Source organism: Archaeoglobus sp. UBA230 (assembly GCA_002507545.1).
GTDB lineage: Archaea > Halobacteriota > Archaeoglobi > Archaeoglobales > Archaeoglobaceae > Archaeoglobus.
In genome coordinates this window covers 1-22,503 of record DAVR01000017.1, presented here as the reverse complement: position 1 = coordinate 22,503, position 22,503 = coordinate 1, and the positions used below count along the sequence as shown (strand labels likewise).

Genomic DNA, 22,503 nt, shown 5'->3' with positions numbered 1-22,503 from the left:
ATCGAATGGCAGAGGTTAGGAATCTTGCAACAACGATATTCAGTTTCCTTCCAGAGGCTGAAGGAAGATATATGGTTTTGACGGGATTGGGGATAGTCATAACGGTCGCTCTTATGGCCATTTTTGCACCACTTATAGCTCCCTATGACCCAATAAAGTCGAGCGGAGATGTTTTACAGCCTCCAAGTGCGAAGCATCTTATGGGAACAGATAATCTTGGAAGAGACGTATTTTCCAGAATTCTATTCGGATCAAGAGTCGTTCTGGCTGTTGTTTTCTCAGCCTCTATCATCTCAATGATTATTGGTGTGCCCCTCGGACTTATTTCCGGTTACTTCGGTGGAAAGCTTGATAGAGTTCTTTCGATACTGATGGACAGTATGTATGCCTTTCCTGGATTGATTCTTGCCATTGCCATTGCTGCCGTTCTCGGTCCAAGCGTTTTCAATGCGGTCGTTGCGATCTCAGTTGTTTACGTCCCCACATACTTCAGAATGATACGCGGCCAAACTCTCAGTCTCAAATCCCTTCTATTCGTCGAGGCTGCCAGGGCGATCGGAGCTACAGACTGGAGAATTATGAGAAAATACATCTTCCCCAACCTTATCCCCACACTGGTTGTTGTCTTCTCCCTCAGCGTTGCAGATGCGATACTTACCGAGGCAGGTCTGAGCTTCCTTGGATTTATTGTCAGCGCTCCCACGCCTGACTGGGGTTTCGAGCTTGCTTCAGGAAGACCTTACCTTCCAGCTGGCTACTGGTGGATGATAACTTTCCCCGGTCTGATGGTGATGCTTCTTTCACTTGGATTCGCACTGGTAGGAGAGGGACTCAGTGAAATTTATGCGCCGAGGAGGGAAAGATAATGCTGCTCGAAGTGGAGAATTTGACAACGCTCTTTAGGACGAAGAGGGGAATTATCAGGGCAGTTGACAACGTATCGCTATCCCTTGAAAAGGGAGACTTTATCTCAATTGTTGGCGAGAGTGGATGCGGTAAATCTACCCTCGCTTACTCGATAATCAGGCTGATAGACTCTCCCGGAGAGATAGCAGGTGGTAAAATTTACTTTGACGGCAAAGAACTTACGAGCCTGAGCGAGGAAAAAATGAGAAAGGTCAGAGGGAAGGAAATAGGAATGGTCTTTCAGGACCCAATGACCAGCTTGGACCCGCTCGAAAAAATTGGTGACCAAATAACCGAAACCTTGATGGAGCACATTGATGTTACGAAAAAGGAGGCATGGCAGATTGCAAGAGAAATGCTCGAAAAGGTAGGTTTGCCCCCCGATAGAGTTGAGTCCTACCCTCACCAGCTGAGTGGTGGACAGAGACAGAGAGTAGTTATAGCAATGGCCGTTAGCCTAAATCCGAAGCTACTAATTGCTGACGAGCCTACAACAGCTCTTGACGTAATCGTTCAGGAAAAGATAATGGATTTGCTCAATGAAATGAGAAAAGAGGGAAGGGCGATAATGCTTATTACCCATGACTTTGCTCTCGCTGCCGAGAGAAGTGACAGAATAGCTGTGATGTATGCTGGCTGGATCATTGAAATGGGAGATGCTGATAGACTAACGAAAGAACCCATGCATCCCTACACAAGAGGTCTTATCGAATCGGTTCCAGATGTATGGGTTGACAGAGAGATCAAGCCTTTACCCGGATTCCCTCCAGACCTTGCCAAACCACCAGAGGGGTGCAGATTTAGACCAAGATGTCCTTTAGCAACGGAAAAGTGCATGAAGGAACCGCCGGGTGTTGACGTTGACGGCAGATACGTAAAATGTTGGCTTTTCGAGGTGAAATAATGCTCAAAGTTGAAGGACTGAAGAAATACTACCCAGTGCAGAAATCCTCCATCGAGGTTCTGCTTACAAAAAGAAGAGATTTCGTAAGGGCAGTTGATGGTGTAACCTTCGATGTTCAGAAAGGAGAAGTTCTTTCACTGGTTGGTGAAAGTGGATGTGGGAAAACCACAACTGGCAGAATTCTTGTCGGGCTTGAAACCCCCACAGATGGTAGAATATACTTTAAGGATAAGGAAGTCACCTCAATGGAAAAGGATGAGCTGAGAAGACTCAGAAGACACATCCAGATGGTATTTCAAGACCCATATGCATCCCTAAATCCAAGAATGAAAATAGGAGAACATCTTGAAGACTCTTTAGCAGTACATGGAATTGCCGAAGGTGAGGAGGCAAAAGAGATGGCTATGGCTATGCTCGACAGAGTTGGGCTGCCGGGAGAGCAGTTTTACAACAGAATGCCGTACCAGCTGAGCGGTGGGCAAAGGCAGAGAGTTGCAATTGCAAGGGCAATGATACTAAAGCCGGAGTTCGTTGTCGCAGACGAGCCGGTATCAATGATTGATGTAAGCCTCAGAGCGGCAATTCTTGATTTGCTCATGTCATTCAGAGAGGAGTATGATTTGAGTATGATTTTCATCACCCATGACCTGTCAGTGGCGAGGCTGGTAGGAGACAGAATAGCGGTGATGTATCTCGGAAAGATTGTCGAAATAGGGGAGACGAGGAAGGTTATACACAATCCAAGACACCCTTACACCGCTGCTTTACTCTCTTCAGTCCCCAGCTTCATGAAGAGGAGGAAAAGAGTGGAGATTATTGGGGATATAGCCAATCCAATTGATATACCACCGGGATGCAGATACCACCCCAGATGTCCCTTTGCGAGGGATGTTTGCAGAAAGGATGAACCTGAGCTTGAGGGAGACAGACACCTCTTCGCATGTCATTTTCCACTTGAACTCACCTTTTAACACTTCAGTTTCATAGCAAAAAATATTTAATATTTCATACCGTAAATTGATTTGTGCTCGTGGCGGAAGTGTATGGGTTATTTGCCGTGAAAAGCGTATTTGGTAGTTCTCCTGTAGTTGTACTCAGGACAGAGGACGGCAGGGTTTTGCCAATCTATATAGGATTTGCAGAAGCTCTCTCAATCTACTATGCACTGCGTGGGGATGTTCCTCCAAGACCGATGACACACGATCTGATGGTTGATGTCATAAGCAAGCTAAATGCAAGAGTTGAGAAGATTGTGATTGATGACCTTATAGATAATACATTTTATGCAAGACTGGTTCTGAAGCAAAACGATAAAACGATAGAAATTGATGCAAGGCCGAGCGACAGCATAGCAATTGCGTTAAGACTTGCCTGTCCCATATTTGTCGAGGATGAAGTCATGGATGAGGCTGGAAGTGAGGAATTACCATCCGAGTTTGTGGACTTTAGTGAGGGTTTCGGGATTTGATATAAAGTATTCTCATCGTGAAAACAACTTCGTCCTGATAGAGAAGCTGCCAGATATTGTCTCTGACAATAACTTTTTTTGGAAAATCGAATTTTCTCACAAGCTTTATTCCCGCTCTGCTTTGCGGTATGGCACCAAACACAAGCGGGTCTATCGGAGTTTTGCCCTGAAAAACCACTGCACTATCGTCCATTTCAATTTTGTTTATGTTGCTGACCGTAAAGCCCATTCTCAACACCTCCTCACCCTTTCTGTATAAACTCATTATTGCAGGATTACCCTTAACCTCCGAAATGATCCAGAAGTTTTCTGAAATAGATTTGAGTTCCTCTAAGCTCATCTTACCTCTGTTAATGTATCTCCAGTTAAAGAATCTCGCAATAACCTTTGCAAATCTCCTCGTCTTTCTGCCAGGTTTTCTCGACGTTGTTACAATATACATCTCACAAAACCGTCCTCAATCATTCCAAGAATCATATTTCCGGATTTTTCAGGGATTACGATTCCCTTAGCTTCATCCATACTCTCTATTTTCTTTACCGAGCTTATAATGAAATTCTCAATGATCACATCGAGAAATTCTCCGGAATTTGCTGGTTTGCATTCACAACCGTAAAAGTTTGCGGGCATCAGGTTATATACCCCACTCTTCTCCTCTTTTCCAAGTTCCATACCGAAAAGAATTTCTTGAAGGCTTTTGCTGAAAAAACGCCAGTTTGCTTCCACAAGAAACTGCCTGGAGAAAGCTGAAAAATATGTGACTATCTCCTCAACACTCTCCTTCTCATGAATCCATCTGCAGTTTTTGCAGCTCCAGACATAGCTGCCGGTGGATGAGACGATGAGTTCTCCACCGAGCCGGTAAATCAGGCATGGGTAGAAAGGGCAGTAGCAGAGAGAGCAGTCCTGCCCCTCGAAGTGACAAGGATAGTGGTAGCATTCGAGAGCTGAGCCTGCAAAGTCCTCCATTGCAGCAAAGAGGTCAATAAGGGCTCGCTCCCTCTCGTTCTTCATTCAACCACCTTTGCGACCATATCTCCAACTTCAACTCCAATATCCCTCGCCACAGGCTCACACTTGGCTGTTAGCAGGAATGCAATTGGCTTGAATTCGGCATCTGAAAGACACTCGTAGTTTGCCATCCCCTTCGCAACTATCACATCAGCCTCTTCAAGACGTTTTAGCGTTTCTTCAGGCAGCTCCTCCCTTATAATACCAATTGCTCCTTTTCCATTCGTCAGAAGCTCATCTGCTATCTTTTCAACACCTGCGAGTTTTGCATCTTCAGTGGTGGCATCACTTATGATTGCCCTCCCCCTCACAACAACAGTAAGCTTCTCAGAGTATTTTTTAATTTCCTTCATCAGAAGGGTGTCGAACACTATTTCTCCCGCATTGTCGGTCAGATAAACCACCTTCCCGCTGCAGAGGTTTCTCAGCCTCGATACGTTGTCAATGGCTAACCCCTCCTCAATTTTCCTGAGAAGGAATTCCTGAAAATCCCTTTCAACAACTTTGTGACCCTGAACACCGTAATCGAAAGTATTTGCGACGATTGAAATGATAACTGCAGTCTTAAAAGGGTCTTCAGACCCTCTAACTATTTTCTCTGCCAGAGGTAGTGATTCCAGAGCAACCCTGTTTGCATTCTCTTTCACCTTCAAATAGGGATCATCAACGCCGAGAATCTCATAAACCCTCCTGTGAATTCTGGTAGCGAGATGAGCATTGATAGGTTTGAGCGGAAAGTTCTCAGCCAAAATTGAGAGGGATTCTTCTACACATTTAGCAATAACCTCCTCATCGTCGGTAACAAGCTTCGCTTCATAGTATACCCTTCCGAGAAGGCATGAAGGGCAGAGGGGGGAAATTTTCATGTGCTGTCCTCGTTGTTGAGGTTATTAACTTTACCCAAAACCGCTCAGGCCAAGCTGAAGGTTGCCCCTCGGGACAACTATCTCCCCATCAGAGCCCTTCAGCAAAATACCCATGCCCCTATCATACATCATGACCGTCAGAGCAGCGATTATCGCATCAACCTCGTCATGGTTTGCCTTCTCAACCTCAACAAACCTCGATAGACTGTGGATTATCTCACTCAGTCCATCCTTTGTACGCTTCTTTGCTTTTGGGGCTATGTCAAGAATTACCCTCGTGGCATAAGGGTAAACCTCGTATACTTTAATCCCCCTCTTTCTAAGCTCCCCTGCGATCTCCATACCTCACAATGAAATTTTCCTGAAAAAAGGGGCACCTGAGGGAAACAGCCTTATCCCCATTTTCAAAAGAAGTCGTTCACATTCCCTGAATGCCCCCCTTTCAGGAAAGCTAAGAGGAGCATCTATGCCCACAAGTTTGACACCACTCAGGTCCAGCTCCTCGTAATCCCCGAGAAATTCAACACCATCACCGATTACAGCAGCGTGGCATTTCTTCAGCCCAACATCCACGCCGCAATACATACTACCTGAAGCTTCTCGGAATCATGCCTTGGAGCATCATGCAGTCTGCAATTGTCAGTGCAACCATAGCCTCCACAACGGGAACAGCTCTCGGCACAATGCAAGGGTCATGTCTACCCTTAACGCTAATCTCCACCTCTTCCATTCTCTCGTAATCAACAGTTCTCTGCCTTTTTGAGATTGACGCCGTTGGTTTTATCGCTGCCCTTACAATTATGTCCTCACCGTTCGATATCCCACCCAGAATCCCTCCGGCGTTGTTGCTCTCAAAGACTATCTTTCCACCCCTTATTACGATTGGATCATTGTTCTCACTCCCCCTTTTCCTCGCTGCATCAAATCCAGCCCCAATCTCAACCCCTTTAACTGCCGGAATCCCCATCACGGCATAGGCAAGATAAGCGTCGAGTTTTCCGAAAACCGGTTCTCCAAGACCAGCCGGGACATTTTTAGCTACAACCTCAACGATACCTCCAACGCTATCTCCTTCACTCATCGCTTCTTTCAGTCTCCTTTCAGCTTCCTTCTCAGCTTTTATATCAGGCATTCTTAGCGGGCTTTTTTCCGCTCTTTCAAATGCCTTCTCGACGTCATCAATTCTGCATTCGACTCCAGCTATTTCCTTGGAATATCCCAAAATCCTAACTTCAAATTTTTCGAGTAAAAGCTTCGCCATCGCCCCAGCAGCAACCCTCGCAGCAGTTTCTCTGGCAGAAGCTCTCCCACCACCCCTCCAGTCTCTGATACCAAACTTCGCCCAGTAGGTGTAGTCCGCGTGTCCCGGTCTGAAAACCGTCTTGAGTTCTTCATAGGGTCTTGAATCAACATCCGTGTTCCAGATGAGCATAGATACTGGAGTGCCAATAGTTTTCCCCTCAAAAATACCAGAAAGAATCTCGACCTTGTCCTCCTCTTTTCTCTTTGAGGCAAACTTCCCTCCCGGTCGCCTTCTTCTCATTTCTTTGTTGATATACTCAATGTCAACTTCAATCCCAGCCGGAAATCCATCAATAACACATCCAACAGCCCTTCCGTGGCTCTCACCCCACGTAGTTACTCTCAGCGAATAACCAAAGGTGTTCATCTCACTCTCCTTCTCTATCAGCTATTAGCATCCCTCCAACACCGACATTCTCGGCAGGTGGCTCATGGATTAGAATGGTTATTGTGTTTCTGTCCATATTATAAATCTCTGCCGCAACATCAGTCAGCTTTTCTACAAGCTTCCTCTTCTTCCCCACATCCAGCTCAGGCCCGTAAACTATCAAAACTGGCATAAAAAATGTTTGACACGAAGAAGATAAAAGTTTTTATCCCCCAATATCGCCTGTCTCCTGCAGTCACTTTCTTAACCTTTCTATCTCTCTCCTGATATCTTCAAGTTCTGCTTCCAGCTCATCTCTCAATCTTTCGAGTGCCTTCAGTCTCTCTTCCCTGCCAAACTCTTTAAACCTCCTCCATCCGGGCTCTCCTGTAGCATAGCACATCCATTTCCAGCCTCTTCCCCATCCACCTCTCCAGCATCTCCACATCTTCACCACCTCTTTTGAAATATGTTTCAATAACAAAGTATTTAAATTTTGCGACATGTTTCAAATTTAATGTTCAGATGGAGGAAGAGAAAGTGCAGAGGAAGAAAACTGAGAGGGGTTTATCTCGGCGTGATACCTGAGATAAAAGCTCTGATACCACACCCAAAGATGAGCGATGATGTTATAATGCTGAATCTTGCAGAGGCAGAGGCTTTGAGGCTTGTTGATTATGAAGATGTGAGCTTTGACGAGGCGGCGAGAAAAATGGGAACTTCAAAAGCCACAGTCTGGAGACTTACAAAGTCGGCGAGAAGAAAGATTGCCAGAGCACTTTTCGAGGGTAAAGCATTGGTCTTAACCGAAGGGGGGATCGTCGAGAGGATTTAGCTATCCCATACTTACCCTCTCAACGTATCTTCCCCTCTCTTCTATCTCCCTCGCCCTCTCAATAACCCCCATATTTCCTCCTGCAGCAAGGTATCCCTCAATGAAGGCGTCTCTCAGCCTCTCCCAGTTCTCAAAGCTCGCCTTTAAAGACTCAAAATACACATGCACATCAACGCCCATTGGCTCAATTTTGTTGTCGTAAAAGGCAAGTCCAAAATCTACAAAGAAAATTCTATCCCCCTTCTTTATCAAATTCATAGGTGTGATGTCTCCATGAATTATTCCGGCTCTATGCAGTTTAGCAGTGTATTTTCCAATCTCTCTGCTTACCTCTTCACTCATACACTCCTTAACGGGCTTACCCTCGATTCTCTCCATTACAATTGTGTCATTCTTTATGTCCAGAACAATGGGAGTAGGAACGCCGACTCTACGGGATTGAGAGATTATTTTGGCTTCATTTCTCGTTCTTCTGAATCTCAACTCGTCGTCCAGCTCTTTTATCCTGTATCTTTTGGGTTTTCTTTTTTTTATTACCACATCCTCAAGAATCCTGACCTCAGCCTCTCCACCAAGATAGACCTTCACAAAAAAGAGTAGGGTTCGTTTTTATAGTCTTTTTCTGAAACAATACAACAGGTGTTGAAAAGGTCATTTACAGTCTTGAAATCCGATACAGGTTTAGAATTCCAAGAAGTTCTCCTTCTTTAACCTCTCCGTCGAGAACGGGCAGAAACACGATTCTATCTATTACCCTCCCCTCCTCATCAAATTTTTTGGGTGGATCGTGCATGTATATACTAAGAAAGGAACCATAAGCATGCCTCATAATGCTTAGCGGATAAGTTATTGTGTTCTTAGGCAGTTTTACTGGATTTACTGCAATTATTGCCGGTTCCCCTCGTTTCAGTTTTCTATCCTCATTGGAAATCAGCACTTCCCACGAGGCAACACTGTTCCTCTTGTAATTCACTGATTCTACGGTAACCTCTTTTCTGATTACTCCCTCGCCGCTTCTGTAAACCATCATTACCCTTTCACGTTCCTTTTCAAATGATTCGACGTCCTTAAGGTCAACGTAGTAAACGCAAACGACACCAAGCAGGTCTCCTGCTTCAATAACACCGTCATTCATGGACATGAAAACTGCTTGGCGTATTGTCTTCTCCTCCTCCACTTTTGGGGGTTTTCCTATCTGAACAAGATCAACAATTGCACCGTAAGCGTTCAGCATCATGCCAAGTGGCACTACAACCGTGTTTGGAGGTAGCTTAACTTCTCGTATTGGGATTCTTGTAACTTCCCCCTTTCGCACATTCACTCTTCTACTTGCAAGAATGGGTTTCAAGAAGCCTATGTTGCTCCCTGTATACCCAAGAACTCCAGTCTTAAACTTCTCCCTGTAGATATTTCCATTGTCTCTCCAGCATAAGTACGCTTCAACTATATCCTCTTTCATCTCAGTTTTTGGCATCTTTAGATTTAAAATTCTGGATAAAAGTCCGGTCTTAACGAAGAAGACCTTCAAAACACCAACAAGGTCCCCTTTCTTGATTTCTCCCGATTCAACGGGCAAAAACAGCACCTGATCTATGCATTTGTCCTCTTCAACCTTTCCGGGGACACCACATTCAACAACATCTACCACACAACCAAGAGCGTGTCTCATTATATGCAAAGGCCCGACCATCGTGTTTTCAGGAATTTCGATTGTCTTTATTTTTACAATGGTTGGTTGCCCCTTCTCAATGCAAACGTCCTCATCTGCAACCAAACTTTTCCACTGCATGATGGGGGACATTTTATAGCCGAAAGGTTCAAGTTCTATTTTCATCTCCTCAATTCTTCCTCCGATCTCATCCTCCCAGTATACCATCTTGAGCTTCATGCCACCAAAAGAGTAAAACAATTAATCTAATAAATTTTCTGCCAGGTCTTATTATTTCGAAAAAACAGGAATTTCGAATTTTGTTTAATTTCGATAGATTTATTAACTTCTCATCAAGCTGGAGGTTTGAAAGGCGTTTCAGGTGTTAGCTATGGCTGGCGAGATACTTGTTATAGGAGGCGGAATTGCTGGTTTAACTGCTGCAATTGAAGCTGCTGAAACCGGCTATGATGTAATACTTGTAGAAAAGAATCCATATCTTGGAGGCAGGGTGTCTCAGCTGAACAAATACTTTCCGAAGCTCTGTCCACCGTTCTGTGGACTCGAGATACTTTTTAAGAGAATGAAAAGCACTCCGAAGCTGAAGTACTTCACAAACGCTGAAGTTCTTGAAGTGACAGGGGAGGAAGGCAACCTTAGGGTAAAGGTAAAGATAAAACCGAGATACGTCAATGAAAACTGCACAGCCTGTGGTGCATGTAAGGAAGTATGCCCCGTCGAGGCGCCGGATGACTTCAACTTCGGTCTCAAGACAAAGAAGGCGATTGACATACCAAGCATAATGGCCATGCCCTTCCAGTACTACATTGACGACAGATACTGCGACAAGTGCGGTGAGTGTGTTTCCGCATGCAAATACAACGCTATTGATCTGAACGAAGAGGAGAAAATAATTGATCTCAATGTTGCATCCATTGTCGTCGCTACTGGCTGGAAACCCTACGATGCAACGAAGCTTGACAATCTCGGTTACGGCAAGTTCAAGAACGTCATAACCAATATGGAAATGGAGAGACTCGCATCATTGAATGGCCCAACCGGAGGTACGATTCAGACGATGGATGGTAAGCCAATTGAGACAATTGCCTTTGTTCAATGCGCTGGTAGTAGAGATGAAAACCACTTGCCCTACTGTTCTGCAATATGCTGCTTGGCAAGTATGAAACAGGCAACTTATGTGAGAGAGCAGTATCCCGATGCGAAAATATACATCTTCTACATAGACATCAGGGCTTTCGGCAGGTATGAGGACTTCTTTGCAAAGGTGAAGGCTGATGAAAACATCGAATTTATCAAGGGTAAGGTGGCGAAGGTCGAGGAGGTTGATGGTAAGCTCGTCGTCACGGCAGAGGATACTCTGACTGGAGTTAAGAATAAAAGAGAAGTTGACATGGTTGTTCTTGCCACCGGAATGCAGCCCGCCATAGAGCCGATTCCGGGTATTGAGCTGGATGAATATGGTTTTGTAAAGCCCAAACCGGGAATTATTCCTGCAGGTGTTGCAGCAATGCCAATGGAAGTAGCATCGGCTAACGAGAGTGCAACTGGAGCGGCTTTGAAGGCAATACAGGTGGCAAGGAGGTGAAAAAATGGAGAAGGTTGGTGTTTACATCTGTTCCGGTTGTGATATTGATAAACTCGACATTGATAAACTCAAAAACGTTGCTAAGGAAGAGTTCGGCATAGAGGCTAAGGTTCACCCTCACCTCTGCTCGAAGGAAGGAGTTGAGCTGATAAATAACGATTTATCCGAGCTTGACGCTGTTGTTATTGCCGCATGTTCACCCCGTGTTAAAACCGCAGTTTTCACCTTTGACGGCAAGTATGTCGAGAGAGCTAACCTAAGGGAAGGTGTCGTGTGGAGCCACGACATTGATGTGCACGCTCAGGAACTTGCTGAGGATTATCTGAGAATAGCGATCACCAAGGCTCAGAAGGCAGAGAAACCTGAACCCCATCTTGAAGAGGTGTCGAAGGATATCCTTGTGGTTGGTGGTGGGGTTACCGGTTTGACTGCTGCCCTTGAGATTGCAAAGGCTGGATACAAGGCATATCTCGTCGAGAAAGAGCCAGAACTTGGTGGATGGGCTGCGAAGTTCTACAAAACTCTTCCAATTACACCTCCCTACACACAAATTGAGGAACCCGTTGTTTCCAAGCTAATTGAAGAGGTTAAGAACAACGAAAACATTGAGGTCTATACATCAGCAACCATTGACGCGATAAGCGGACAGCCTGGAATGTTTGACGTTACCATCAACCAGAATGGGAACGCCGTAAACTTCAGAGTTGGTGGAATTGTTGTCGCCACTGGCTGGAAACCCTACGATGCTTCAAAGCTTGAAGAGTTCGGCTATGGTAAATTCGCCGATGTCATAACCAACGTGGAGCTTGAGGAGATGGCACGGGAAGGTAAAATCGTGAGGAAGTCAGATGGAGGCGAGGCAAAGAACGTTGTCTTCATCCAGTGCGCCGGTCAGAGAGACGAGAACCATCTGCCCTACTGCTCTTCCGTCTGCTGCCTCGTCAGTCTGAAACAGGCTAAGTATGTAAGGGAACTTACAGGCGGTAATGCCTTTGTAATTTACAAGGACATGAGAACTCCGGGGCTCTGGGAGGACTTCTACAAGGAAATGCAGCAAGATGAGGGCATATTCTTAACCAAAGGTGAGATCAAAGATATAAAAGAAGAGAATGGAAGGCTTGTTGTTGAAGTTACAGACACCCTTTTGGGCGAGGACGTCGAAATTAAAGCCGATCTCATCGTTCTTGCAACGGGTATGGTTTCAACCCTCAAAGGGCTTTACACAGTCAAAGAGGAGTTTCCCGATGAGAAGACGGTGCCTTACAAACACATCTACGAGCCGCGTCTGATAAAGAGTGATGAGGACGTTGAGGTTCTTAAACAGGCTGGACACATCTTGAACCTACAATACAGACAGGGTCCAGAATTGCCAACCCTCAAATATGGCTTTCCGGACTCAAACTACATATGCTTCCCGTATGAGAGTAGAAGACTGGGTATTTACGCTGCTGGAGCGGTCAGAGCACCAATGGGGATTGCATCATGTATTGAGGATGCCAAAGGTGCCGCATTGAAAGCGATTCAGGCTGTAGAGCTGGTAGCAGAGGGTAAAACAACGTTTCCGAGAACCGGTGATATTGATTTCCCGAACTTCTTCCTCCAGCGATGCACACAATGTAAAAGATGTACGGAAGAATGTCCATTCGGCGCTCTTGACGAGGATGAGAAAGGGACGCCAATGCCCAATCCACTGAGATGCAGAAGGTGTGGCATCTGCTTTGGAGCTTGCCCTGAAAGAATCGTCAGCTTCAAGACCTACAGCATTGATCAAATGGCTTCAGCTGTGAAATCCATATACGTCCCCGACCCGAACTGGGAGGAGGGAGCTGAGGACAAATTCCGCTTTATTGTGTTTGCATGCGAAAATGATGCACTGCCCGCTCTGGACATGGCAGCACTGAACGGCATAAAGTACAGTCCCCTTGTGAGAGTTATACCTGTTAGATGCCTCGGTTCGGTGAACACAGTATTTATCGCAGATGCTCTATCAAAGGGGATTGACGGAATCTTGCTCATAGGCTGTAAGTTTGGAGAGGACTATCAGTGCCACTTCATAAGAGGTAGCGAGCTTGCCAACAGAAGGATGGAGAATGTCGCAGAGACGCTTGAAAGACTTATGCTTGAACCCGAGAGAGTTCAGGTTATCGAAGTTTCAATAACCGACTGGGACAAGATTCCAGAAATAATAGACAAGTTCGTGAATCAGATCATAGAGATCGGTGCAAATCCATACAAGGGATTCTGAGGTGGTAGGTATGGAGGTTGATACTCAGTTTGTGAAGGATGTGATGGGGTTTGGTGGAAAGACGTTGAAAAAATGCTATCAGTGTGCTACATGCAGCGTTATCTGCCCACAGAGCCCAGAAGAGAATCCGTTTCCGAGGAAAGAGATGATATGGGCACAGTGGGGTTTGAAAGACAAGTTGCTAAAGGACGGGGATATCTGGTTATGCCATCAGTGCAATGACTGCAGCGAGTATTGTCCGAGAGGGGCTAAGCCGGGTGAAGTTCTCTCAGCTTTGAGGGCGAAAGTTATTCAGGAATACGCCTTCCCATCCTTTTTAGCAAAAATACTCCTAAAGCCTGCCGGAATATTGGTTTACTTTGCTATCCCAATAATTCTTACATTGGCTTATCTTGCAGTCTTCAATCCAGAAATACCCAGCGGTGAAATCGTCATCGGAAACTTCATCCCTCACCTGCACATTGAACTCGTGGGATTCTTGGTTGGTGGATGGGCACTGCTTGTGGCTGCTATAGGAGCTTTCAGATTCTGGACGGCAATAAATTCAGAAGTCTCAAAAGTTTACGAGTACAAACTTGAAGAGAATGCTGAGGTTAAGGTAACAAAAGCGAGTCCGAGGTTTATCGAGTGCCTGTTCTGGTCAATAATTGACGTTCTGAAGCACTCTCGCTTTGCCGAGTGTGGGACGTCCAAATATCGCTTTTTTGCTCACTTCATGATCTTCTGGGGTTTCATTGTTCTCGGTGTTGCAACATTTGGAGACATCGTGTATCTCTATGGTCTTGGCGTTGAGGAGCTTGCCTTGCCCATCACAGACCCGGTAAAGATTCTTGGCAATCTCGGTGCAGCTCTCCTGTTGGTAGGTTCAGGTTGGGCAATCGTCGCAAGATTCAGTGATGAAAGGATCGGATACGGAACATACTTTGATTGGATTTTCCTGTCAACGATTTTCGCTATCGGCATAACTGGTGTTGCAATCGAAGCTCTGAGATACGTGGGTAGCATTGCAGCATACTATGCATATCTGATCCACCTGATACTGATATTCACACTGATAGCCTACGCCCCCTACTCCAAATTCGCACACTTGGTTTACAGGACACTTGCCTACACTTGGGCGAAAAGCACTGGAAGAGAGCCCTCAAAGTAATATTTTTATAATTTTTATGGACCTCTCTGAGCTTCAAAGGGCTGTCAAGGAAAAGTATTATTCGACCGACGAGAAAAGCGGTCCTTTGTTTCTTTTAGCAGTTCTTTTCGAGGAAGTCGGGGAGCTTGCTGAGGCAGTGAGGAAAAATGATGCAGAAGGAATTGAAGAAGAACTCGCAGATGTCCTTTTTATGATTCTGAGCCTTGCCAATCTGTTCGGAATTGAGCCAGAAAAGAGGTTGATCGAGAAATACATAAAAGACGACCCGAGCGAAAGATGGGACTTGCCTTAGCTTGTAATTTTGTAAGAAAAACATATATTGAGTGATAAATATAACAGATTACGATGGGGAAAAACCACTACGACATACTGAGAGAGTACATAAAGGATAGAGAACTTCTTGATGAGGTTGAATTCGGTACAAATTACAGAATCGTGGAGGAATACTGGATACAGGAGCCTTTCATTAAAGCTGTAATAGTGGAGAACGAAAACGAATACAGAAATTATTATAATGTTATAGAGCCGACCGTCAGTTTGGAGGAGGCTCAGATAATTTCTGCACTGTATTCTGACCTGAAAAGGGTTCTCGTCCTTCGGGACGTCTCTGTTGACATTTCCGAAAGGGCAGAGGTTCTTGTAAAAAACATTGACAGGCTGGCACAAGAGTATGCTGTAAAGTTTGACGCAAACTTTTATTCAAGAATGCTATACTATTTCTTCCGCGACTTTTTTGGGTATGGGGTTATAGACCCTCTGATGGTGGACCCCTACGTTGAGGATATCTCCTGCGATGGATACGACATCCCCATCTTCATCTACCATCAAAATTACGGCAACATAGAGACAAACATAAAGCTCGATAAAGAAAAACTTGACAGGATGGTTTTAAGACTCACCCAGAGGAGTGGAAAGCACATATCCATGGCAAATCCAATTATTGATGCTACATTACCAGATGGAAGCAGATTGCAGGCAACGTTTGGAACTGAGGTTACACCACACGGTTCCAGCTTCACAATCAGAAAGTTCACTGCTGAACCTCTGACGCCGATAGACCTCATCGAAAAGGGTACTGTGCCTTCTGGCGTTCTTGCCTACCTTTGGATGGCAATAGAGCACAAGTTTTCCGCGATAATCGTTGGAGAGACCGCGAGTGGTAAGACGACGACGTTAAATGCCATTCTGATGTTCATTCCGCCGGAAGCCAAGGTTGTTTCGATTGAAGATACGAGAGAGATTAAACTCTACCATGAGAACTGGCTGGCAGAGGTTACGAGAGTCGGTGTTGGAGAGGGGGAAATAGAGATGTACGATTTGCTCAGAGCGGCTCTGAGGCAGAGACCCGACTACATAGTAGTCGGGGAGGTGAGGGGCAAGGAGGCTCAAACACTGTTTCAGGCGATGTCAACTGGACATGCAAGCTACTCAACGCTTCATGCAGGTGATGTTAACCAGATGGTATACAGGCTTGAGAGTGACCCGTTGAGAGTGCCAAGAAGTATGCTGCAGTTCCTTGACATAGCCCTCGTTCAGAGCATGTGGGTAAAGGGGGCGACAAGATTAAGAAGAACGAAGGAGGTTAACGAGATACTTGGAATTGACCCTACTGACAAAAACCTTCTCGTGAATCAATTCGTAAAGTGGGATCCAAAGAAGGACGAGCACGTTGAAGTGGGAATGCCGAAAAAGATTGAAAAAATAGCTGAAATTATGGGTGCAAGCGTTGAGGAAGTTTATCAGGAACTCCTAAACAGGAAAAAGTACCTCGAGGAGATGGTGAAAAGAGGAGTGAGAAACTACAAGGAGGTCACGAAACATATTCATGCATACTACCGCAATCCTGAGATTGCGATGTCTAAGGTTGGCGGGATATCATGAGCCTCTACGTCCCCCTTAGTTTTGTAAGGTTTTACAGAAGAAGAGTAAACGGAAGACCTGAAAAATACTCAGACTTATCGAACATGCTTGAAAGATCACGACTGAAAGTAACACTATCTGAAATCCTTGCCCTATCCCTCTTCTACCCTGTTCTTGCCACAATTCCGGGTATAGCGCTTGGCTATCTTGTGAGCGAATTTGTAAAACCAGCAGAGTTTCTTGTAATCAGAGGCGTTGAGATAGAGTACTGGAAAGTCCAGATAGCCATGTGTGCTGGCTTTGCTTTGCTCGCTTTTGGATTTACAAGATACCTTATTTTATCCTACCCCATCTACCTCTCGAACGTAAGAAGGGGCAGGATTGATGCCTCTTTACCTCACACGGTTAACATGATGCTGGGCATGGCAAAGGGTGGAGTTCCGCTGATCTCCATTTTCAGATTTATCTCGGAGAACAAAGAAATTTTTGGAGAGATTAGCAAGGAATTTGAAAAAATCGTTCTCCTTGTTGAGATTTTTGGACACGACATAATATCCGCCATGAGGCAGGTAGCTGATACAACACCCTCTGAAAAGCTAAAAACCTTCCTTGAGAACTTCATAAACGTTTATGAGGGCGGAGGAGATATAGTTGAGTATCTTAGGGCAAAATCCGACCAGTATCTAACCGAGAGAGAAACCTACTACACGCTGTTCTTCGAAACTTTGCAGGTTTTTGCCGAAATTTATCTTGCCCTCTTCATCGTCTCTCCACTTTTCTTCCTCACCGTCCTTGTCGTCTTTCAGCTGATGGGCGGAACAACTTTACAGTTTTTCAAGGCTGTAATGTTCACTTTCATTCCTCTCGGTTCTATTTTCGTTATCTGGCTAATTAAATCTGCCATCCCAAAAGAACCGGCAGGATTTGCGGAAGTTAAAGAAGAAGTTGAGAAGATTGATCTTAGAATTGCTGATGCTAAAAAACCCGGTTTTACAGTTAATAAGCTTAGGCTAAGGTTAAGGGCAATTAAGAGATTTCTGACTTTACCCTTCACCGAGCAACCATATGCCCTAACTCTTAGAGCCCTGTCATTTTACCTGATTCTGCCTGGAGCTGTCTTTTTCTTCTTAGCCTACGGAAAAATGGAGCTTGATTTTCTTGTGTTCACTTCTCTCTCTGCCGTAATCCTTCCTGCCATAATTTTCATAGAGTACAGGGACAGGATTACACACAGAATGGAGAGAGAGCTTCCTGAGTTTTTGAAGCAGCTTGCTTCTCTCAACGAAGCTGGATTAAACGTCGTTGAAGCTCTCCGCCACCTTTCCGAAACTGAACTCGGGATTTTGGGCAGAGAAATTAGAAGGATAAAAAGAGAGGTTGAATGGGGTGAGCTTGTAACATCAGCGCTTGAAAAGGTGGAAAGCAGAATTAGGAGCGGAATATTTGCAAAGGCTATTTCAATGCTGATAAGAGCTATAGAATCCACTCCAAGCATTAAGGATGCTCTGCTGACGGCATCTCTCTATTCCGAGCTTGAAATAGAGGTGAGAGAGAGGATCAGAGCACAAATGAGTATGTATATTATAATAATATATTTATCATTTGCGGTATTCCTATATACAACCTACGTGCTAATTCAGAATATGCTCTCCATATTCGTAACTCTCAAAACAACCCCAATCGTTGGTGGCGTTGGCTTTAGCATTGGTGAGGTGAAAGAGACGTTTCTTGAAACATCCCTGTTGGTGGCAGTTTTCTCGGGGTTAATGGCTGGCTTGATGGGTGAAGGAAAACTTGAAGCAGGTTTGAAGCATATATTCACGCTGGTGGTGATAGTATATGTTTTCTTCAGATTCGTTCTCCCATAAAACAAGAGTTGCAGCCCACTTCGTAGATGCGGCACCCGCTGAAGGAGACATGGTTACAGTTGAAGGTTGGGTTACGTTTTACGATGAAATAAAAAGATCATGGATACCCTTAGAAAAGGCAAAAGTTTCCATTTACCTCGATGGAAGAGAGATCGGAAGTTCGGAAACCAATGATTACGGGATGTTTTCCTACACCTTCATGGCACCCTTTGCAGGAAAGCACAAACTTGAAGTGAGGTTCAAAGGTAAGCAAGGCTACGAAGTTAGCAGTAAATCCATGGAATTTCAGGTTCTGAAAAAAGAAGAGAAAAGAAGGCTTGGAAAACTGGCGAAGATCATCTTTGTGCTCATAATCACTCTGATGTTTCTGATGTTCTTGACAGTATTCATTGCCAAGTTTACGACTTAGTCAATGACCCTCAGATCACTCTCAGGTCTTTAAATCTCAAAGACCTCGTAACAGTATTTTCTACCTGTCTTTTTTCACCAAACTCTCCCTCAAGTTTTTTTAGCACTTCAAAGATGTTCCCGTAGATCATAGCACCTTTAACAGGCCTGTCTCCGATACTCGCGTTCATACACTCAAGACTGAAGTCACCGCTTATTGGATTTGAAGTATGGGAGCCGATGAGGGTGTGGATTTTAAGGCAGTTGTCATCGTCGCACATTTCTTCAACCTCTATCACGACATTGCTTGGCAGAGGTGTGGGGAAGCTCGTTTCATCCATTCTGAACCCGTTTCCAGTCACACCATACTTTTTTGAGTGCTTCCAGTCCGTGTAATAGTTTTTGACAATACCATCCTCAACGAGCATTGTTGGTTTTGTGTCCACTCCTTCATCGTCAAAGCTGCAACTCATCAAACCGCCTTCAATTGTCGGATCATCTCTGATGTTCACCCTGCCAAGCATATCACCTATCTTAACGGCACTTCTCCCTTTTTCAACATTTTCGGCTGAAAAGGATGGATAAAGAGAGTAAAAAAGTAGCTGGTGAACAGCTATTGGCTCAAAAAGCACATCATAAATTCCGCTTTCTATCTTCTCAGCTTTGGATGATTCAATAGCCAGTTCTTCAGCTCTTCTTACAGCTTCTTCGATATCAAGTTTCACATCTCTACTCTCGCGTATCTCATAAGCACTCCCTCCGTCATAGACTGTCTCGACTATTAGAACCGATGAAGTAGTTTTTTCCGCGCACTCAAGCCCAAAAGAGTTAGAAATCCTTACTTCTTTAACTTCGTGGCTGATCGAGGCAGAGGAGATATTTGCCTTTCTCGCTGAAGATACGATAATCTCATATTCATCTTTCAGGAATTCTGAGTCAACTTTCTCGACCTTTTTATCGTAAATTCCTTCTACCTTCTTATATTTGCCCGAGGGAAAATCTTCTAAAATATCTTCTGAGACTCTTGCAATCTTCTCAGCCATCTCTATCGCCTTCTCTTTACTGAATGACGAAGAAGCAAAACCAACCCTTCCGTTAACAATAACCCTCGCGGAAAATCCAGAATCTACGTAAGACTCCACGCTCTTTAGCTTTCCAGCCTCAATCTCTGCCGATATACCCTTAACTTTATACTCATAAATTTCCCATTCCATCAGGCTCCACCCACTGTAGCCCTGCATAAAAGATGAGGAGAACCATCGGAGACCGGAACGAGTTGCCCAGACTTGCCACAAAATCCGGGATCAAACTGGAGATCACACCCAATCCTGACGTTCTTCAGTATTTCAAGAGTATTACCAGAGAGGGAGACGTCTCTGACCATTTCAGTAACCTCTCCCTTCTCGATTAGATAGCCATACTGAGCGTTAAAGTGGAAATAACCTGTTGCCGGATTTGTCTCTCCACCCCTTGATCCGACGAGGTAAATGCCGTTCTTGCATTCCTCAACAAGCTCATCAAAGCTATAATCAGATGGGGCGATGTAGGTATTGCTCATCCTGACGATGGGCACATCAACCCCTTGCGACCTCGCGTTTCCTGCCCTCCCACCAAGCTTCTTCGCCGTCTCTCTACTGTGGAGAAAGCTTCTCAAAACCCCCTCCTCTACAATGACCTTCTTCTCAGCCCTAACACCCTCATCGTCGAAGGGAAAGAAGCCGAATTCGGGAATCGTGGGGTCGTCTATGATGCTAACATTCTCATCCGCCACGACATCTCCAATCCTACCTTCAAGAACTGTGGCTCCTTGCAGAACATGGTCAGCTTCAACTGCATGGCCGAAGGCTTCATGAACAAAAACACCAGCCAGATTTGGATCCATCACGACATTCATCTCTCCAGATGGGGGTGATCTTGCGTTTACGAGTGCTGGTAAGACTTCTCTGATTTCCTCAGCCTTACTGATTGCATTTCCAAGAATTTCAAAACCACCAGCCTTCATTAACCTTCGGGAGAAAAACTGCAGGGTTTCCCCTTTACCCACTCCAGTTATAGACACGCCAGTCCTGTAGGCTGAATAGCTCACATTGGACCCGCAAGAATCTCTATACCGAAAAATCCTCAGGTTTTCGATATACACAATCTTCGTGCTAACGCAAACGTCCTTTATAACCCTCTCTAAATCCCTCAAAAGTTCGACCTTTTCCTCGATAGGAATATCTTCAGGCTTCTCCTTCACCCTCATCTCAAAACTACCCTCTGACTTAATTTCGACAATATCTGACTCCGAGTGAAAAATCGCGTTCTTCTCAGCTTGGCTTAACCCATCTCGATCCTCCACGTTACCTTCAAAAATCCCCCAGAAGCCGTTTTTGAGGACTCTAAAACCTTTGGATACTGAATGATCGTATCTCGGCTTCTCAATCCTTCCATTTTCAAGCTGTAGGCTGAGAGAGAAGCTCTCAACTTCACGTATATCGTAGAATTCCATTCAGATCATTCCCCTCTCCTTAAGTATACTCTCCGCTGCAATTATACCAGTCACTGCCGCTCCGACGATTCCCCTGCTCACTCCCGCACCATCACCGATAGCGTAAACATAGGGAATGTTGGTTTTCATCCACTCGTTAACCTTGAGTTTCAGGGAGTAAAACTTCACTTCAGGAGCGTAGAGCAACGTGGAGTCGTCTGCAACACCCGGAATTACCTTATCGAGCCTTTCGAGAGCATCGAGTATGTCATCAATCGCTCTGCCGGGATATGCGAGGCTTATATCTCCGGGAATTGCAGTTTTGAGGGTTGGTTGAACGAGTCTATTGTTCTTTATTCTACTCTCCGTGCTCCTTCTCCCCAGTCTCAAGTCCTTCAACCTCTGAACTATCGGATTTCCTCCTCCAAGCTTTGTAGTAATCCTTGCCAAGTCTCTGCCCCACTCGTTGGGCTCCTCGAATGGCTCTGTAAACTCGTAGTGTCCCAGAAGTGCAAAGTTCGAGTTACTCGTCTTCTCTTTTGCTTTGCTGTGTCCATTAACGAGGCAGAAGTCTCCGTAGTCTTCTCTGATAACCCAACCTCTTGGGCAGGTGCAGAATGTTCTCATGTAATCGTCGTGCCTCTTGGTTACAACTCTGAGCTTGGGATCGTAGATTGTTGAGGTTATGTCATCCATTATTGAGGCCGGCACCTCAACTCTCACACCGACATCTATTGCCTTTGCGTTCTCAGCAACCTCCAGATTGTAATCCTTAGCCCAGTTTTCAAGCCAGTTCGCCCCACTTCTGCCAACCGCTATTATTAACTGATCATAATCAAACTCTTCTCCTTTATCGGTTTTAACAACCTTTTTTTCAGGGTTTATGTCCACAACGGTCTTTCTGGTGTAAATCTTCACCCCGTTTTTCTTCAGCTTGTTTTCAATGCTCTTGACAACCTTTGGTAATTCATCGCTACCAACATGTCTCTGCCTCAGCGGAACAAATTCAATGCCAGCAGCATTAGCCCTTTTTAAAAACTCAGTCACCTTTTTGGAATCTTCACCGTAAATTTCGTCTGGTGCTCCATGCTTCAGGAATATCTGATCAACCTCATTCATTTTCTCGATTAGATAATTTGGATCGAGAAAGTCAAAGTCACCACCAACTGTAAAGCTTGATGGATAATCAGGGTTCACGTAGTTGAGCTTTCCGTCAGAAAGTCCACCAGCTCCACCAACACCTGAGGTTATGTTGCACGGGCTGCATTTAGTACAGTAGCTTTCAGACAAATCGCTGGGGCACTTTCTTCTCGAGATATCTCTTCCCATCTCAAAAATAGCTACACTTAGCTTTCCAGCAAGCTTGTAAGCAGCAAACATCCCTCCAGGACCGGCGCCAACGATTATGACATCAAATTTCATACATTTTGAGCTTACTTGATTTAGGCCTTTTAAGCTTTGTTATTGCAAAAAATCTTTGTATAGTCCTGAAATTTTTTACCTTATAAACCCTACTCATTCCCCCAACACCTCATCGAAAAGCTTTGAAGCAACACCCACCCTCACCTCTACCGGCAACCTGCTCCAGAAGGCATCTTCAGGAGTCTGGA

Annotated in this window: 25 protein-coding genes; 12 read left to right on the top strand and 13 right to left on the bottom strand. The window is 44.9% G+C overall.

Annotation, left to right across the window (positions count from 1 at the left end):
• Nucleotides 1–5 precede the first annotated feature (5 nt).
• From BP688_RS04455 to BP688_RS04440, 4 genes are read left to right on the top strand one after another with little or no spacing between them, the layout of a single operon-like run.
• Nucleotides 6–866, top strand: coding sequence for an ABC transporter permease (locus BP688_RS04455; protein WP_290596546.1), 861 nt, complete (start codon nucleotides 6–8; stop codon nucleotides 864–866).
• A complete protein-coding gene (locus BP688_RS04450; RefSeq protein WP_290596547.1) occupies nucleotides 866–1,810 on the top strand; it encodes an ABC transporter ATP-binding protein in 945 nt (314 codons plus the stop codon). Before BP688_RS04455 ends, BP688_RS04450 begins: the two co-directional genes overlap by 1 nt.
• A complete protein-coding gene (locus BP688_RS04445; protein WP_290596548.1) occupies nucleotides 1,810–2,781 on the top strand; it encodes an ABC transporter ATP-binding protein in 972 nt (323 codons plus the stop codon). The genes BP688_RS04450 and BP688_RS04445 overlap by 1 nt, the downstream gene beginning before the upstream one ends.
• Nucleotides 2,782–2,834: 53 nt before the next feature.
• Nucleotides 2,835–3,278 (top strand): bifunctional nuclease family protein, encoded by a 444-nt coding sequence (locus BP688_RS04440; RefSeq protein WP_290596549.1) that lies wholly within the window; start codon nucleotides 2,835–2,837, stop codon nucleotides 3,276–3,278.
• Here the strand turns inward: BP688_RS04440 and BP688_RS04435 are convergent.
• The 8 genes from BP688_RS04435 to BP688_RS04400 all read right to left on the bottom strand — a co-directional run bounded on the left by BP688_RS04435 (nucleotide 3,256) and on the right by BP688_RS04400 (nucleotide 7,272).
• Nucleotides 3,256–3,720 carry a Brix domain-containing protein gene (locus tag BP688_RS04435; RefSeq protein WP_290596550.1) on the bottom strand — a complete coding sequence of 155 codons (465 nt, stop codon included), beginning with the start codon at nucleotides 3,718–3,720 and terminating at the stop codon, nucleotides 3,256–3,258. The genes BP688_RS04440 and BP688_RS04435 overlap by 23 nt on opposite strands.
• Nucleotides 3,708–4,292: a cysteine-rich small domain-containing protein gene (locus BP688_RS04430; RefSeq protein WP_290596551.1), complete on the bottom strand. Its 585-nt coding sequence runs from the start codon at nucleotides 4,290–4,292 to the stop codon at nucleotides 3,708–3,710. Before BP688_RS04430 ends, BP688_RS04435 begins: the two co-directional genes overlap by 13 nt.
• A complete protein-coding gene (locus BP688_RS04425) occupies nucleotides 4,289–5,155 on the bottom strand; it encodes a damage-control phosphatase (protein WP_290596552.1) in 867 nt (288 codons plus the stop codon). Before BP688_RS04425 ends, BP688_RS04430 begins: the two co-directional genes overlap by 4 nt.
• A gap of 30 nt (nucleotides 5,156–5,185) precedes the next feature.
• Nucleotides 5,186–5,497: a DUF429 domain-containing protein gene (locus BP688_RS04420; RefSeq protein WP_290596553.1), complete on the bottom strand. Its 312-nt coding sequence runs from the start codon at nucleotides 5,495–5,497 to the stop codon at nucleotides 5,186–5,188.
• 3 nt (nucleotides 5,498–5,500) lie between these two features.
• On the bottom strand, nucleotides 5,501–5,740 hold the full coding sequence (locus BP688_RS04415; RefSeq protein WP_290596554.1) for a hypothetical protein: 240 nt from the start codon (nucleotides 5,738–5,740) through the stop codon (nucleotides 5,501–5,503).
• Nucleotide 5,741: 1 nt separating this feature from the next.
• The gene (aroC, locus tag BP688_RS04410) at nucleotides 5,742–6,824 is read right to left on the bottom strand and encodes a chorismate synthase (RefSeq protein WP_290596555.1); all 1,083 of its coding nucleotides are present in this window, start codon (nucleotides 6,822–6,824) and stop codon (nucleotides 5,742–5,744) included.
• Nucleotide 6,825: 1 nt separating this feature from the next.
• Nucleotides 6,826–7,017: a 4-oxalocrotonate tautomerase DmpI gene (gene dmpI, locus BP688_RS04405; RefSeq protein WP_290596556.1), complete on the bottom strand. Its 192-nt coding sequence runs from the start codon at nucleotides 7,015–7,017 to the stop codon at nucleotides 6,826–6,828.
• A 63-nt stretch (nucleotides 7,018–7,080) separates the two neighbouring features.
• Nucleotides 7,081–7,272, bottom strand: coding sequence for a hypothetical protein (locus BP688_RS04400; RefSeq protein WP_290596557.1), 192 nt, complete (start codon nucleotides 7,270–7,272; stop codon nucleotides 7,081–7,083).
• A gap of 69 nt (nucleotides 7,273–7,341) precedes the next feature.
• Between BP688_RS04400 and BP688_RS04395 the strand changes: the two genes are divergently transcribed.
• Nucleotides 7,342–7,659: a DUF134 domain-containing protein gene (locus BP688_RS04395; RefSeq protein ID WP_290596558.1), complete on the top strand. Its 318-nt coding sequence runs from the start codon at nucleotides 7,342–7,344 to the stop codon at nucleotides 7,657–7,659.
• Here the strand turns inward: BP688_RS04395 and BP688_RS04390 are convergent, their stop codons facing one another.
• Both BP688_RS04390 and BP688_RS04385 read right to left on the bottom strand, forming a co-directional pair.
• A complete protein-coding gene (locus BP688_RS04390; RefSeq protein ID WP_290623258.1) occupies nucleotides 7,660–8,247 on the bottom strand; it encodes a Kae1-associated kinase Bud32 in 588 nt (195 codons plus the stop codon). It lies immediately after the preceding gene.
• A gap of 67 nt (nucleotides 8,248–8,314) precedes the next feature.
• On the bottom strand, nucleotides 8,315–9,547 hold the full coding sequence (locus BP688_RS04385) for a DUF22 domain-containing protein (RefSeq protein ID WP_290623259.1): 1,233 nt from the start codon (nucleotides 9,545–9,547) through the stop codon (nucleotides 8,315–8,317).
• 151 nt (nucleotides 9,548–9,698) lie between these two features.
• Here BP688_RS04385 and BP688_RS04380 point away from each other — a divergent pair, with 151 nt between their 5' ends.
• The 7 genes from BP688_RS04380 to BP688_RS04350 are packed head-to-tail and all read left to right on the top strand — an operon-like array spanning nucleotide 9,699 to nucleotide 18,445.
• Nucleotides 9,699–10,913, top strand: coding sequence for a CoB--CoM heterodisulfide reductase iron-sulfur subunit A family protein (locus BP688_RS04380; protein WP_290596561.1), 1,215 nt, complete (start codon nucleotides 9,699–9,701; stop codon nucleotides 10,911–10,913).
• Between the two features lie 4 nt (nucleotides 10,914–10,917).
• The gene (locus BP688_RS04375; RefSeq protein ID WP_290596562.1) at nucleotides 10,918–13,158 is read left to right on the top strand and encodes an FAD-dependent oxidoreductase; all 2,241 of its coding nucleotides are present in this window, start codon (nucleotides 10,918–10,920) and stop codon (nucleotides 13,156–13,158) included.
• A gap of 10 nt (nucleotides 13,159–13,168) precedes the next feature.
• A complete protein-coding gene (gene qmoC, locus BP688_RS04370; RefSeq protein WP_290623261.1) occupies nucleotides 13,169–14,308 on the top strand; it encodes a quinone-interacting membrane-bound oxidoreductase complex subunit QmoC in 1,140 nt (379 codons plus the stop codon).
• Nucleotides 14,309–14,324: 16 nt separating this feature from the next.
• Nucleotides 14,325–14,600, top strand: coding sequence for a MazG nucleotide pyrophosphohydrolase domain-containing protein (locus BP688_RS04365; protein WP_290596564.1), 276 nt, complete (start codon nucleotides 14,325–14,327; stop codon nucleotides 14,598–14,600).
• A gap of 53 nt (nucleotides 14,601–14,653) precedes the next feature.
• Complete coding sequence (locus BP688_RS04360; protein ID WP_290623263.1) at nucleotides 14,654–16,189, top strand: type II/IV secretion system ATPase subunit; 1,536 nt, start codon at nucleotides 14,654–14,656, stop codon at nucleotides 16,187–16,189.
• Nucleotides 16,186–18,036, top strand: coding sequence for a type II secretion system F family protein (locus tag BP688_RS04355; RefSeq protein ID WP_290623264.1), 1,851 nt, complete (start codon nucleotides 16,186–16,188; stop codon nucleotides 18,034–18,036). Before BP688_RS04360 ends, BP688_RS04355 begins: the two co-directional genes overlap by 4 nt.
• Complete coding sequence (locus BP688_RS04350) at nucleotides 18,008–18,445, top strand: hypothetical protein (protein WP_290596567.1); 438 nt, start codon at nucleotides 18,008–18,010, stop codon at nucleotides 18,443–18,445. The genes BP688_RS04355 and BP688_RS04350 overlap by 29 nt, the downstream gene beginning before the upstream one ends.
• Nucleotides 18,446–18,455: 10 nt before the next feature.
• Here the strand turns inward: BP688_RS04350 and BP688_RS04345 are convergent, their stop codons facing one another.
• From BP688_RS04345 to BP688_RS04335, 3 genes are read right to left on the bottom strand one after another with little or no spacing between them, the layout of a single operon-like run.
• Complete coding sequence (locus tag BP688_RS04345; RefSeq protein ID WP_290623265.1) at nucleotides 18,456–19,637, bottom strand: TldD/PmbA family protein; 1,182 nt, start codon at nucleotides 19,635–19,637, stop codon at nucleotides 18,456–18,458.
• On the bottom strand, nucleotides 19,637–20,914 hold the full coding sequence (locus BP688_RS04340; RefSeq protein WP_290596569.1) for a TldD/PmbA family protein: 1,278 nt from the start codon (nucleotides 20,912–20,914) through the stop codon (nucleotides 19,637–19,639). Before BP688_RS04340 ends, BP688_RS04345 begins: the two co-directional genes overlap by 1 nt.
• Nucleotides 20,915–22,315: an NAD(P)/FAD-dependent oxidoreductase gene (locus tag BP688_RS04335; protein WP_290623266.1), complete on the bottom strand. Its 1,401-nt coding sequence runs from the start codon at nucleotides 22,313–22,315 to the stop codon at nucleotides 20,915–20,917.
• Nucleotides 22,316–22,503: the final 188 nt, after the last annotated feature.

Coding starts and splice junctions, on each gene's coding strand:
- BP688_RS04455 (WP_290596546.1), top strand. CDS start 6: ATGGCAGAGGTTAGGAATCTTGCAACAACGATATTCAGTTTCCTTCCA.
- BP688_RS04450 (WP_290596547.1), top strand. CDS start 866: ATGCTGCTCGAAGTGGAGAATTTGACAACGCTCTTTAGGACGAAGAGG.
- BP688_RS04445 (WP_290596548.1), top strand. CDS start 1,810: ATGCTCAAAGTTGAAGGACTGAAGAAATACTACCCAGTGCAGAAATCC.
- BP688_RS04435 (WP_290596550.1), bottom strand. CDS start 3,720: ATGTATATTGTAACAACGTCGAGAAAACCTGGCAGAAAGACGAGGAGA.
- BP688_RS04430 (WP_290596551.1), bottom strand. CDS start 4,292: ATGAAGAACGAGAGGGAGCGAGCCCTTATTGACCTCTTTGCTGCAATG.
- BP688_RS04425 (WP_290596552.1), bottom strand. CDS start 5,155: ATGAAAATTTCCCCCCTCTGCCCTTCATGCCTTCTCGGAAGGGTATAC.
- BP688_RS04420 (WP_290596553.1), bottom strand. CDS start 5,497: ATGGAGATCGCAGGGGAGCTTAGAAAGAGGGGGATTAAAGTATACGAG.
- BP688_RS04415 (WP_290596554.1), bottom strand. CDS start 5,740: ATGTATTGCGGCGTGGATGTTGGGCTGAAGAAATGCCACGCTGCTGTA.
- aroC (WP_290596555.1), bottom strand. CDS start 6,824: ATGAACACCTTTGGTTATTCGCTGAGAGTAACTACGTGGGGTGAGAGC.
- dmpI (WP_290596556.1), bottom strand. CDS start 7,017: ATGCCAGTTTTGATAGTTTACGGGCCTGAGCTGGATGTGGGGAAGAAG.
- BP688_RS04400 (WP_290596557.1), bottom strand. CDS start 7,272: ATGTGGAGATGCTGGAGAGGTGGATGGGGAAGAGGCTGGAAATGGATG.
- BP688_RS04395 (WP_290596558.1), top strand. CDS start 7,342: ATGTTCAGATGGAGGAAGAGAAAGTGCAGAGGAAGAAAACTGAGAGGG.
- BP688_RS04385 (WP_290623259.1), bottom strand. CDS start 9,547: ATGAAGCTCAAGATGGTATACTGGGAGGATGAGATCGGAGGAAGAATT.
- BP688_RS04380 (WP_290596561.1), top strand. CDS start 9,699: ATGGCTGGCGAGATACTTGTTATAGGAGGCGGAATTGCTGGTTTAACT.
- BP688_RS04375 (WP_290596562.1), top strand. CDS start 10,918: ATGGAGAAGGTTGGTGTTTACATCTGTTCCGGTTGTGATATTGATAAA.
- qmoC (WP_290623261.1), top strand. CDS start 13,169: ATGGAGGTTGATACTCAGTTTGTGAAGGATGTGATGGGGTTTGGTGGA.
- BP688_RS04365 (WP_290596564.1), top strand. CDS start 14,325: ATGGACCTCTCTGAGCTTCAAAGGGCTGTCAAGGAAAAGTATTATTCG.
- BP688_RS04360 (WP_290623263.1), top strand. CDS start 14,654: ATGGGGAAAAACCACTACGACATACTGAGAGAGTACATAAAGGATAGA.
- BP688_RS04355 (WP_290623264.1), top strand. CDS start 16,186: ATGAGCCTCTACGTCCCCCTTAGTTTTGTAAGGTTTTACAGAAGAAGA.
- BP688_RS04350 (WP_290596567.1), top strand. CDS start 18,008: ATGTTTTCTTCAGATTCGTTCTCCCATAAAACAAGAGTTGCAGCCCAC.
- BP688_RS04345 (WP_290623265.1), bottom strand. CDS start 19,637: ATGGAATGGGAAATTTATGAGTATAAAGTTAAGGGTATATCGGCAGAG.
- BP688_RS04340 (WP_290596569.1), bottom strand. CDS start 20,914: ATGGAATTCTACGATATACGTGAAGTTGAGAGCTTCTCTCTCAGCCTA.
- BP688_RS04335 (WP_290623266.1), bottom strand. CDS start 22,315: ATGAAATTTGATGTCATAATCGTTGGCGCCGGTCCTGGAGGGATGTTT.